We start from the raw sequence: 13129 nt of genomic DNA, 5'->3' as shown, positions 1-13129 counted from the left end.
TCCGGCATACGACGGCGCGGGGCGGATATCGCCCCTCCGGTGCCGGGCCGCAGCACGAAAACGAACAACAAATTTTCTTATGGGAGCCGTACCATGGCACTGCGCGTCTACAACACCCTTTCCGGTGAAAAGGAAGTCTTCGTACCCATCACGCCCGGCAGGGCCGGAATGTACGTCTGCGGGGTAACGGTCTACGATTACTGCCACATCGGCCATGCGCGGGCCAACGTGGTCTTTGACGTCATCTACCGCTACCTGGGGTATGCCGGCTACGATGTCACCTATGTGCGCAACTACACCGACATCGACGACAAGATCATCAACCGCGCCAATCGGGAAGGGGTGGACTACCGCACCATCAGCGACCGCTACATCCAGGCCTTCGACGAGGACATGGAACGTCTGGGGCTGGCCAAGCCGACGGTGGAGCCCAAGGCCACCGACCACATCGGCGGCATCATCGCCATCATCGAGGCCCTGATCGCCAAGGGACACGCCTACGAGTCGGAGGGTGACGTGTATTATGCCGTGGAGACCTTCCCCGACTACCTCAAGCTTTCCAAGCGCAACCTGGACGAGATGAAGGCCGGGGCGCGGGTTGAGGTGGGGGACAAAAAGCGCCACCCCATGGACTTCGCCCTCTGGAAGGGGTCCAAGCCCGGGGAACCGTGGTGGCAGTCGCCGTGGGGCAAGGGGCGCCCCGGCTGGCATATCGAGTGTTCCGCCATGAGCATGGAATTTTTGGGGGCGACCTTCGATTTTCACGGCGGTGGCAAGGACCTGGTCTTCCCCCATCACGAAAACGAGATCGCCCAGTCCGAGGCGGCCAACGGCTGCCAGTTCGTCCGCTACTGGCTGCACAACGGCTTCGTCAACATCAACTCGGAGAAGATGAGCAAATCCCTGGGCAACTTCTTCACCATCCGTCAGGTGCTGGAGAAGTTCGACCCGGAGACCCTGCGCTTCTTCATCCTGTCGGCCCACTACCGCTCACCCATCGACTTTTCCGACCAGAACCTGGACGAGGCCCAGGCGGGCCTGGAACGGATCTACTCCTGCCTGGCGGCCCTGGACGAAGTCCTGACGGCACATCCCGTCCCTGCCGGCGTGCCGGCAGGGGAGCCGCCGGCGGGGGCCGGACTGGAACTGCAGGACCGGCAGGAGAACCTCATCCCCCGTTTCTGCGAGGCCATGGATGACGATTTCAACACCGCCCAGGCCCTGGGCGTGCTGTTCGACGCCGTGCGCGCCGCCAACCGTTTCCTCGCGGAAATGGGCGAACCCGAGCCGGCCGGCCTGGCGCTCATCGCCCGGACGCGCGACCGTTTTACCGAGGTGGGGCGGGTTCTGGGCCTGTTCGGCAGCCGCCCGGCGACGTGGCTGGAGGGGGTCAAGAGCGCCAAGGCGGATCAGATCCACATCTCCCCGGCGGAGATCGAGGGACTGATCGCAGAACGGGCCGAAGCCCGCAAAACCAAGAATTTCAAGCGAAGCGACGAGATCCGCGACCTGCTCCTGGAAAAGGGGATACAGTTGCTCGATTCCGCCCAGGGCACCACCTGGAAGATACGGTAGCGCGCCCCGCCGCGAATTTGTCCGTCGTCACTTGAAGAGTGCCGGTCTCCTGGTATAATTAGTTACGCTTTATCTTGAACGTACGTGGCATAAACGAGGGATCGCGTGGACTGGGAGTGCTGCTGGGACAGAGATGTGGTCGCCTTGGGCGATTGCCCGAACATCCGCGAGGGCGATGAAGACCTGCTGGAGTCCCCGCGGCGGCGCATCCTGGAGAAATGCTGCGACTGTCCCAACTTCAGGCGCGACCTGGAGCGCTTCCAAACCAGCGGCCACCCTCTGGGGCCGGTTTTCTCCCTGATCCACGACGAATATCGCCGCCAGAAGATCCACATCCAGTCCCTGCTCAGCTTCCTGGACAGCAAGAGCCTCGAAATCCGCTTCTTCCACGAACTCGGTTCCGTCCTGCAGAGTTCCGTAGACCTGGAGGAGGTACTGTCGGTGGCCCTGACGGCCATCACCGCCGGGAGGGGGTTCGGCATGAACCGGGCCTTTCTGCTGATGACCGATCACCAGCGGGATCACCTTCAGGGATACCTGGCCATCGGGCCGCGCAACTTCGAGGAGGCCCATCAGGTCTGGGACGAGATCGCCAGCAACGACATGGACCTGCAGACCCTGGCCCAGAGCTTCCGCAAGAACAAACTCTCCGCCGAACGGGCAAAATTCCACGACATCCTGGAGCAGATCTCGGTTCCGCTCGCCAATACCGACCATATCCTCATCAAGGCCCTGGACGGGAAACAGCCGCTTTTGATCGAGGACGCCTACCACCATCCCGACGTGGACCCGGCTTTTGCCCGGCTGCTGGGGGTCGATACCTTCCTGCTCATGCCGCTCGTCTCCCGCAACCGCCGGGTGGGCATGATCATCGCCGACAACTGCATCACCCATCGCCGCATCACGGCGGAGGACATGCACTCCCTGGAGACCTTCACCTTCCCCGTGGCCTTCGCCATAGAGCGCGCCTCCCTCTACGAGCGGCTCCAGGAGGAGCTCAACCGGGTCACGGAAGCCCATACCAAGCTGAAGGAACAGCAGGAACTGATCGTCAGGATGGAAAAGATGGCCCTCGTCGGACGGATCACCTCCAGCATCGCCCATTCCATCCGCAACCCCCTGATGATCATCGGCGGGTTCGCACGCTCCATGTTGAAAAACACCCCGGCCGGCGATCCCAAGCGCAACTTCATCGAATCCATCGTCAGCGAGGCCCGCCAGCTTGAGGGGGTGCTGGACGAGATCCTCAACTACTCCGACTCCCTCTACCCGACCAAGGATTTCTGGGACGTGAACCAACTGGTGGAAACCGCGCTCCGCGACTCGGCCGACGCCTTGCACGCCCGGGGCTACGAGAGCACGTTTTCGGCAGGAAGCGAGCTGCCGCCGGCCTATATCGACTTCAAGCAGGTGTCCTACTGCCTGCGTACCATCATCCAATGCGACCTGAACGGCACCGGACGCCGGCGGGTCATGCACATCCGCACCCACCGGGAAGGCGACGCCATCGTCATCCGCATCCAGGACCACGGCCGGTACCTCCCCCAGGCGGAGCTGGACACCATCATGATGCCCTTTTCATCCACCCAGGAGATGGGGGCCAGCCTGGGGCTGGCCCTGTGCAAGACCATGCTGGAAAAGCAGGGAATCCCTCTGAATGCCCAATCAGTGCCCGAAAACGGCATTTTCTTCACGATCGTACTTCCCATCCGGAAGGAGGAACAGTAAATGAACAGGTTACTTGTGGTGGACGATGAAGCCAACATCCGGCTGTTGTATGCCGAGGAGCTGGCGGACGAGGGGTATGAAGTGGTGACGGCGGCCGGAACCGCCGAGGCGGTGGAAAAACTCCGGGAGGCGGCCTTCGACCTGGTGGTGCTGGACATAAAACTCAAGAACGAGAGCGGCATCGACCTGCTGCAGAAACTGGTCAAGGAGCGCCACGACATGCCGGTCATCCTCTGTTCGGCCTTTTCCTGTTACAAGGACGACTTCTCCGCGTGGCTGGCGGACGGCTACGTGGTCAAATCCGGCGACCTGAGCGAACTGAAGCAGGAGATCGCCCGGGTCCTGGCCAAGAAGGCCCAACGGCAGAGGGCCGGCCTGTAAATCCCCTCCGTTGCCGCAGAGGGACGGGATCGCCCACGGATGCCTGCCCCCCCTCGTTACAAAGCGGTACGAGATCATTATTTCACGCAAGGAGCCCACCGTATGAAAGCCGTCATCATGGCCGGCGGATTCGGAACCCGCATCCAGCCGCTCACCAGCAGCATTCCCAAGCCGATGATCCCCCTCTTCAACCGCCCGATCATGCTCCATATCGTGGAATTGCTGAAAAAGCACGATATCACCGATCTGGTGATGCTGCTCTACCATCAGCCGTTCGTCATCAAGAACTTCTTCCGCGACGGCGCCGATTTCGGGGTCAGGATCACCTACGTGACCCCCTTGCAGGATATGGGCACGGCCGGGGCGGTCAAGGCGGCCGAAAAGTACCTGGACGAGCGCTTTCTGGTCATCAGCGGCGACCTTTTGACGGACTTCAACCTCAGGAAGATCATCGATTTCCACACCGACAGCAGGGCCAAGGCCACCATCACCCTGACCTCGGTCAAGGATCCGCTCCAGTTCGGGGTGGTCATCACCGACAAGGAAAGGCGCATCACCCAGTTCCTGGAGAAGCCGGGATGGGGCGAAGTCATCTCCGACACCATCAATACCGGCATCTACGTGCTGGAACCGGAGATCCTGGCAAGCATCCCCGACGGGGAAAACTTCGATTTCTCCCAGGACCTCTTCCCGGCCATGCTGAAAAACAAGGAGGCCCTGTTCGGCTTCCCGGCCAAGGGGTACTGGCGCGACATCGGCAACACCGACTCCTACCGCGAGGCCTACCACGACATCTTCAAGGGGAGGATCAACCTGAAGATCGACGAGCCCAAGCAGGACTTCCTGGGCAAGGACCTGCGCATCGGTGCCGACGTGACCCTGGAGTACCCCACCGGCCTCGAGGGGACGGTGGTCGTCGGCGACAACAGCCAGATCCTGGGCGACGTGCGGATCAAGGATTCGGTCATCGGCCGCAACTGCACCGTCGAGGCCGGGGTCAAACTCAACCGCTGCGTGCTCTGGGACAACTCCTACGTCAAGAAGGGGGCCAGGATCAGCGACAGCGTGATCTGCTCCAACGTGCGGGTCGGCCAGGGGGCCGTACTGGAGGAGGGGGTCATCGTCGCCGACGAGACCTCCATCGGCGACGAGGCGGTCATCAAGAGCGAGGTCAAGATCTGGCCGCGCAAGATGATCGAGGCCGGCGCCATCGTCACCGCCAACCTGATCTGGGGCGAGAAGTGGAAAAAGGCGCTCTTCGAGGGGGCCATGATCTCCGGGCTCTCCAACGTGGAGCTGACGCCCGAATTCGTGGCGAAACTGGGCTGCGCCTACGGCACGACCCTGCCCAAGGGGAGCTACGTCCTGGGGGGGCGGGACTGCAACCTCTCCTCGCGCATGCTCAAGCGCTGCTTTGTGGGGGGCATCCTCTCGGCGGGGGTCAATGTGCGCGACATGAAGATGACCCCCCTGCCGATCCTGCGCTACAAGCTGAAGACCTTCGGCGAGGTGGGGGGGTTCTACCTGCGCCAGGCGCTGGACGACCCGGCCGCCCTGGAGATCGTCTTTCTGGACGGCGACGGCCTGGATTTCTCCAGCGGCATGGCCAAGAACGTGGAGCGCATCTACTACAAGGAAAACTTCCGCCGCGCTCACCACAGCGAGCCGGGCGCCATCATCGAAATCAACAACGTGGTCGAATTCTACCGCGAGGGTTTCCTGCGGGCCATGGACCGGGAGATGGTCAAAAGGGCGGCCTGGACCGTGGTGGTGGACTTCAATTTCTCGCCGGCCAGCCAGATCCTGCCCCTGATCCTCAACGAACTGGGGTGCAACGTGATCGCCCTGAACGCCTATGTGGACGAGGGGCGCGGCGGCAAGAGGGCCATGGACAAGCAGGCCGGAATGGGCCAGCTCTCCAAGATCGTCGTCTCGCTGGGGGCGCAGGCCGGCTTCTGGCTCGACCCCACGGCCGAGGCCATCGCCCTTCTGGACGAGGACGGCCGCATCCTAAGCGGCGTGGAGTTGCTCTCCCTGATGACGGCGCTCGTTCTGAACAGCGGCCAGAAAGGGGTCATCGCCGTACCGGTCCAGGCCCCCTCCACCATCGAACAGCTGGCCAACCAGAAACGCTGCCAGGTCACCCGCACCAAGAGCAGCGAGCGCGCCATGCTGGAGGCGGCCAACTCCTCCGAAGCCATCCTGGCCGGCACCATTGACGGCCGTTTCGCCTTTCCCCGTTTCCAGGCATCCTTCGACGGCATGTTCGCCATCGCCAAGCTGGTGGAACTGGGTGCCGCCGGCGCCGTCCCCTTTTCCAGCGTCCTGGCGGACGTGCCGTCGAAGGCGTTCCTCCAGGCCAGTGTGCCCTGCGCCTGGGAGATGAAGGGGGGCATCATGCGCAAGATGAGCGAGGACAGCCTGGACAAGGAGGCAACCTTCATCGACGGCATCAAGGTGCATTTCGGCGACGAATGGGTGCTGGTGCTGCCGGACCAGCACACCCCCCATACCCACATCGTGGCCGAGGCCAAGGACCTGAAGGCGGCCCAGAGGCTGTTGACGGAGTACCAGAAAAAGGTGGAAGGGTGGAAGAAGGAGTTGGAGTGATGTCTTTCCCGTCAGGACACCTGCGATCTAAGCGGTTGTTGAAAAACTCAGGTTGTTCAAAAATAGTCAGATCGTCGCACCCGCTCGACAAGCCCCGCGGAGGCCCTCACCCGGCCTTTGGCCACCCTCTCCCGGAGGGAGAGGCTAACAGTATCCCTTCTCCCGTTGGGAGAAGGATAGGATGAGGGGCGCTACGCAGCACGAAAGGGCTTTTGAGGGCGAAGGCCTGATGGCTGTTCTTCAACAACCTGCCAAGAGACAAGGAGCCGCCTGAGATGCCGATTCCGCTCGATGTGGTCGTCATATGGCACATGCACCAGCCATACTACAAGGATCCGCTCAAGAACGAGTACGCGCTCCCCTGGACCTATCTGCACGGCATCAAGGATTATTTCGACATGCCGGCCATTGTGGAGGATACCCCGGGGGCACGGGCGGTCTTCAACCTGGTTCCCTCCCTGATCGAGCAGATCCTGGACTATGCCGCCGGCACCGCCGTCGATCCCTTCTTGGAGCGGGGTAAGGCGGCCCCCGCCGACCTGGAGGAGGACGACCGCATCTTCCTGCTGGAAAATTTCTTTTCCGCCAACCGGCAGCGCATGATCGAGCCGTCGCGGCGCTACCTGGAACTGCTCTACATGGCCGGCGAGGGGAAGCCGGGGAGCGCCCGGGACCGGGTGCGCCACTTCAGCGACCAGGACCTGCTGGACCTCCAGGTCCTGTTCTTCCTGGCCTGGACCGGTGAGGCGTCCCGCCGGCGCTATCCGGCCTTTGCCGAACTGGCCGCCAAGGGCGAGGAGTTCACCGCTGCCGACAAGGAGCTGCTCTTCGCCACCCAGCGGGAACTGCTGCAGGCCATCATCCCGTGCTACCAGCGCCTGCACCGGGACGGACGGGCGGAACTGGCCGTTTCCCCCTACTACCATCCCATCCTGCCGCTGTTGTGCGATGTGGGCAGTGCCCGGACCGCCATGCCGCGCGTCACGCTGCCCACGGCCGTGTTCCGCCATCCCGAAGACGCCCGCGCCCAGATCCGGCGCGGCATCGACTACTTCCGGCAGGTCTTCGGCTTTACCCCCACCGGCATGTGGCCGTCGGAGGGATCGGTCAGCAACGAGGCGCTGGAGATCATCGCCGACAACGGCATCGGCTGGATCGCCACGGATGAAGACATCCTGGTCAAAAGCCTCGAAGGGGGCCTGGGAGACCACAAGGAACGCCTCTACCGCCCCTGGCGCTTCGCCTGCCGGCATGGCGAGATCGGCGCCTTTTTCCGTGACCACCAGCTCTCCGACCTGGTCGGCTTCACTTACTCCCAGTGGGATGCGGGCAGGGCCGTGGCGGACTTCTGCGGACGGCTGCACGCCATCAAGGGGCGCGCCAGCGGCGAGGGGCGGGTGATCCCCATCTGCCTGGACGGGGAGAACGCCTGGGAATATTACCCCAACAACGCCTACGACTTCCTCCAGGGGCTGTACCGGGGCATCGCCGGCTCCCCGGCCCTCAACCTGACCGTCTGCTCCGACGTCCTGGCCCGCAGCAGCTTCGACGGCCGCCTGCACGGCATCCATCCCGGCTCGTGGATCAACGCCAATTACGGCATCTGGATCGGCCACCCGGAGGAAAACCGGGCCTGGGACCTGCTGGCCGCGGCGCGGAACGCCGCCGTCTCCCATAGCCCGTCCGTGGCCGAAGCGCTGGAGAGCGGAAAACCGGCTGCGGATGCCGCAGTGGAAACCGTCTGCCGTTCGCTCTACGCCGCCGAGGGGAGCGACTGGTTCTGGTGGTACGGCGACGACCATTTTTCGCCTCACAGCGACCGTTTTGACCGGCTGTTCCGCCAGCACCTGATGAACGTCTACCGCCTGCTGGGGATCGACACGCCGCTCGAGCTCCTGGAAGCGATCAAGAAGAAGAGCCCGGCCGGGCTGATCCGGGAGCCGGCCGGCTTCATCGATCCCGAGATCAACGGCAAGATCAGCGACTATTTCGAATGGCTGGCCGCCGGCCTCTACGACCTGACCCGCCAGGGGTCGGCCATGCACTCCTCGGACCGCATGCTGCAGAGCTTCTATTACGGCTACAACAGGGACCACCTGTTCTTCCGCATCGACGGCATCCAGGAGCTCTCCCGCATGCTGCGGGAGATCGACGTGCTCAACCTGCACCTGATCTACGACCGGGAATACCGGCTCCCCCTCCAGATGCGCACCGACGAGGGGCTGTTGCAGGTCAGGGAAAACAACGTCTGGGTGCCGACCCGGGGCCATTGCCGCTGGAAGATCGCCAAGACCTGCGAGGTCAGCGTCCCGCTGGAGGCCATCAAGCCGGCCCCCAAGAGCAAGCTGTTCGCCTCGGTGACCCTGGTGCGCGACAACGAGGAGATCGGCCGCTGGCCCACGGACGCGCCTTTGATGATCTATTATGCGGGGCAGGAGATCGAGCTGGACAACTGGCTCATATAGGGCAACGCCATATTTGAGCGCTGACGGCGTTGGCTCGTCGAAAGCTTGTCGGCATAGCGCTGCTATGCCCCTGTCGCTTCCTCCTCGCCGCCACCGTCATCATCTCAAATCTGACGTTGCCGAACGTGGCACGTACAGGCAGATGGTATTGGGGCCTTTGGGCCGCTTTGCTGGAATTTACTACGATACACGGGTGAAGGAGCCTACCATGTCAGAACTTCGCTGGGACCCCATAAAGCTGCACTGGGTTATCATCGCCACCGAGCGCGGCCGGCGGCCGCGGGATTTCCACGTGGAGCCGGAGGGGGATGGCATGACCGCCTGCCCCTTCTGCTACGGCAACGAGGATAAGACGCCGCCCGAGATCTTCGCCATCCGCCCCAGCGGCATGCCCAACGCGGCCAACTGGCGGGTGCGGGTGATCCCCAACAAATACCCGGCGCTCAGGGTGGAGGGGGAGCTGAACAACCGCGGCTACGGGCTGTACGACGTGATGAACGGCATCGGCGCCCACGAGGTGATCATCGAGACCCCCGACCACAACCGCAGCATGGCCGATCTCACCATCCACGAGATCACCGACGTCCTGACCGCCTACCGCGCCCGCTATCTGGACCTGCGCAAGGATTTCCGCTTCCGCTACATGGTGCTCTTCAAGAATCACGGGCTCCGTGCCGGGGCGACCCTGCACCACTCCCACAGCCAGTTGATCGCCGTGCCGCTTTTGCCGCCGGTGGCCGCCACCCAGCTCAAGGTGGCGCGCAACTATTTCGACACCAAGGAGCGCTGCATCTTCTGCGATCTCATTGCGTTCGAACTGAGCAGCAACGAACGGGTGGTGCGGGAGTTCTCCAACTTCGTCACCCTCACCCCCTACGCCTCCAGTTCCCCGTTCGAAGTGCGGCTGTATCCCAAACGCCACAGCCACGACTTCGCCCTGATGAACGACGCCCAACTGGCCGAGTTGGCCGTGGCCATGAAGGATATGCTGCTCAGGATCAAGAACGTGCTGCGGGATGCGCCCTACAACTTCATCCTCCACACCGCGCCCCCCATGCACCGGCGGCCCGGAAAACCGACCCACTGGAACTCGCTGGAACAGGATTACCACTGGCATATCGAACTGGTGCCCCGCCTGACCCAGGTTGCCGGTTTCGAATGGGGCACCGGGTTCTACATCAATCCCACGTCGCCCGAGGATGCGGCCAGCTTCCTGCGGGAAGCGGACGTATGACGCAACGCCCCGTAAACAACGTTGACAGCATGGCGTAATCGGCATATTGAAATGAGAATCGCGCGGGAATAACACGCCGCGACCCCACTCTCAGGAGGATTCGTTATGAACGCACTCACCCTGGTCTTCGCCGCCCTCTGCATCTTTGCCATCGCCTACCGTTTCTATGGCCTGTTCATCGCAAAAAGGGTGCTCGAACTCAAGGAAGACCGGGAAACTCCCGCCGTGACCATGGCCGACGGCCACGACTATGTCAAGACCAACAAGTTCATCCTCTTCGGCCACCATTTCGCGGCCATCGCCGCGGCCGGACCGCTCCTGGGGCCGGTGCTGGCGGCCCAGTTCGGCTTTCTCCCCGGCGCGCTCTGGATCATCGTCGGCTGTGTGCTGGCCGGCGCGGTCCACGACACCATCGTGCTGTTTGCCTCGGTGCGCCACAAGGGCAAGAGCCTGGCCCGCATCGCCGAGTACGAAATCGGCAAGACCACCGGCACTGTGGCCTCCTTTGCCGTGCTCTTCATCCTGATCCTGACCCTGGCCGGGCTCTCCATCGCGGTGGTCAACGCCATGTTCTCCAGCCCCTGGGGGACCTACACCGTCTTCTGCACCATCCCCATCGCCATCCTCATGGGCATCTACCTCCAGAAGATCCGGCCCGGCGACGTGAAGGGGGCCAGCGTGATCGGCGTGGTGCTGCTCTTCTTCGCCATCGTCACCGGCCCGTTCATTGCCCAGGATCCGGTCCTGGCCGGGCTGTTCACCTTCAGCAAAAAACAAATCGCCCTGTTCATCCCGATCTACGGCTTCTTTGCCTCGGTCCTGCCGGTCTGGCTGCTCCTCACCCCGCGGGACTACCTCTCCACCTATCTGAAGATCGGCACCATCGTCATGCTGACCCTGGGGATCGTGGTCGTCCACCCGAACCTCTCCATGGAGCCGGTAACCAAATACATCTCCGGCGGCGGCCCGATCATCCCGGGCGCGGTCTTCCCCTTCATCTTCATCACCATCGCCTGCGGCGCCCTCTCCGGATTCCATGCCATCATCGGCACCGGCACCACCCCCAAGATGATCGGCAACGAGAAGGAGATCCTCTTTGTCGGCTACGGCGCCATGCTGACCGAGGGTTTTGTGGCGATCATGGCCCTCATCGCCGCCTGTGTGCTGGTCCCGGCCGACTACTTCGCCATCAATGCCGCCCCCAAGGCCTTCCAGGCCCTTGGCATGGTGCCGGTGCACCTGCCCGAACTGGCTGCCGAGGTCGGCGAACAGGTGCAGGGGCGGCCGGGCGGCGCCGTTTCCCTGGCGGTCGGCATGGCCTACATCTTCTCCGCCGTACCCTTCATGAAGGGCATGATGGCCTACTGGTACCACTTTGCCATCATGTTCGAGGCGGTCTTCATCCTCACCGCCGTGGATGCCGGCACCCGCGTGGGCCGTTATCTGCTCCAGGAAATGCTGAGCAAGGTAGCCCCGAAATTCGGCGACTTCACCTGGAAGCCGGGCATCGCCATCACCAGCTTCCTCTTCACCGCTTCCTGGGGCTATCTGGTCTATACCGGGGACATCACCACCATCTGGCCCCTGTTCGGCATGAGCAACCAGCTTTTGGCCACCAGCGGCCTGATCATCGGCACCACCATGCTGATCCGGCTCGGCAAGGCCAAATACGCCTGGGTCACCGCCATCCCGGGCATCTTCATGATCCCGGTCACCATGTCCGCCGGCTACCTCAACATCACCAAGAACTACCTGCCCAAGGGGCTGACCCTGCTGGCGGTCCTCTCGGTGATCCTGATGGTCCTCATGGCGATCGTCTTCATCGCCGCCTTTGTCAAATGGTATCAACTGCTGCGGGTCAAGGAGCCGGTTTCCGACCAGTACGGCGACATGGTGCTCCAGGTGGTGGAGGAGTAACGTCTCGTCGCCGCCCGTGGCGAACCGCCGCAATTCCCGGCCCGCCTCCCGTCACAGGGAGCGGGCCGGGAAACCGTCATGATTACTACTCTACCCCGAGCCCCAATGCCACGAACCCCTGACCTGAAAACCGTCCTGGACGATCTGTACGCCGCCCGCTCAGCGGCGCATCTGGCCAACGACCCGCTCTCCTTCTGCCACCGCTACAAGGAACCGGCCGATCGGGAGGTGGCCGCCGTCATCGCCTCCTCCTTCGCCTATGGCGGGGTCAAGATCATCCTGCGCACCCTGGGGAGGGTCTTTGCCGAACTGGGCCCGTCGCCGCGCCGGTTCGTGGAGGGTTTCGATCCGAAGCGGGGAGTGCGGACGTTCAGCGGCTTCAAGCACCGCTTCAACGACGACCGCGACCTGTGCGCCCTTTTGTGGTCCTGCCGGTTGATGATCGAGGAGAGCGGCAGCATCAACGCCTTCTTTGCGCGCTTTCACCCTAGCGGGGCCGAGGATGTGACGGCCGCCCTCAACGGCTATGCCTCGGCCGTGCGAGGCCTGGACTACCGCCCCGTGTTCGGCACGGCAGCCATCCCCGCCGGCTCCTATTTCCCCTTTTTCTTCCCCGCTCCCGCCTCGGGCAGCGCCTGCAAGCGGCTCTGCATGTTCCTGCGCTGGATGGTCCGCCCGGCCGACGGCATCGACCTGGGGCTCTGGCAGGGGATCTCGCCCGCACAGCTCGTCATCCCGGTGGATACCCACATCAGCCGCATCTGTTCCTACCTGGGCTTTACCCACAGAAAGACCGCCGACTGGCGCATGGCCCAAGAGATCACCGCCAGCCTGCGCCTGCTCGATCCCGCGGATCCGGTCAAATACGACTTCTCCCTGGCTCACCTGGGCATCAGCGAAGGCTGCACCGGCAACGATCCCCTCCGCTGCCTGGAGTGCGCCATCGCCGGGGTCTGTCCCCGGGCGGTTACGGATTAACTAACGTAAGCCCGAAAGCCGATTGTTACCTTGTGGTTTAAATTCTCCCATCTCCACGTCCATTCCGGTTTATTTCTCATTTCGACGCGAAAATTGCCGGTTACATCTCACCGTGATCACTCATTAATTAGCAAAGTGTTAAAAAAATTAACGCCCCTCCATGGTTATCGTATTGTTTTATAATAATATTTTCCCACTTTTCTGTTGATTTGATTTTTTATACCGTGTATTTAATGAGAAA

The 13129-nt window shown here is 62.7% G+C and carries 8 protein-coding genes; all 8 read left to right on the top strand.

Annotation, left to right across the window (positions count from 1 at the left end; translation table 11 throughout):
• Positions 1 to 93: 93 nt before the first annotated feature.
• The 8 genes from cysS to FO488_RS00860 all read left to right on the top strand — a co-directional run bounded on the left by cysS (position 94) and on the right by FO488_RS00860 (position 12888).
• Positions 94 to 1575 (top strand): cysteine--tRNA ligase, encoded by a 1482-nt coding sequence (gene cysS, locus FO488_RS00895; protein WP_149208800.1) that lies wholly within the window; start codon positions 94 to 96, stop codon positions 1573 to 1575.
• Positions 1576 to 1680: 105 nt separating this feature from the next.
• Positions 1681 to 3303: a sensor histidine kinase gene (locus tag FO488_RS00890; RefSeq protein ID WP_149208799.1), complete on the top strand. Its 1623-nt coding sequence runs from the start codon at positions 1681 to 1683 to the stop codon at positions 3301 to 3303.
• Positions 3304 to 3684 (top strand): response regulator, encoded by a 381-nt coding sequence (locus FO488_RS00885; protein WP_149208798.1) that lies wholly within the window; start codon positions 3304 to 3306, stop codon positions 3682 to 3684.
• Between the two features lie 102 nt (positions 3685 to 3786).
• Positions 3787 to 6294, top strand: coding sequence for a mannose-1-phosphate guanyltransferase (locus FO488_RS00880; RefSeq protein WP_149208797.1), 2508 nt, complete (start codon positions 3787 to 3789; stop codon positions 6292 to 6294).
• A gap of 275 nt (positions 6295 to 6569) precedes the next feature.
• Positions 6570 to 8759: a glycoside hydrolase family 57 protein gene (locus tag FO488_RS00875; protein ID WP_149208796.1), complete on the top strand. Its 2190-nt coding sequence runs from the start codon at positions 6570 to 6572 to the stop codon at positions 8757 to 8759.
• Between the two features lie 208 nt (positions 8760 to 8967).
• The gene (gene galT, locus FO488_RS00870; protein WP_149208795.1) at positions 8968 to 9993 is read left to right on the top strand and encodes a galactose-1-phosphate uridylyltransferase; all 1026 of its coding nucleotides are present in this window, start codon (positions 8968 to 8970) and stop codon (positions 9991 to 9993) included.
• Between the two features lie 105 nt (positions 9994 to 10098).
• A complete protein-coding gene (locus FO488_RS00865) occupies positions 10099 to 11910 on the top strand; it encodes a carbon starvation protein A (RefSeq protein ID WP_149208794.1) in 1812 nt (603 codons plus the stop codon).
• Between the two features lie 105 nt (positions 11911 to 12015).
• Complete coding sequence (locus FO488_RS00860; protein WP_149208793.1) at positions 12016 to 12888, top strand: TIGR02757 family protein; 873 nt, start codon at positions 12016 to 12018, stop codon at positions 12886 to 12888.
• Positions 12889 to 13129: the final 241 nt, after the last annotated feature.

The organism is Geobacter sp. FeAm09 (assembly GCF_008330225.1).
GTDB lineage: Bacteria > Desulfobacterota > Desulfuromonadia > Geobacterales > Pseudopelobacteraceae > Oryzomonas.
This window is presented reverse-complemented; position numbering and strand designations above follow the sequence as displayed.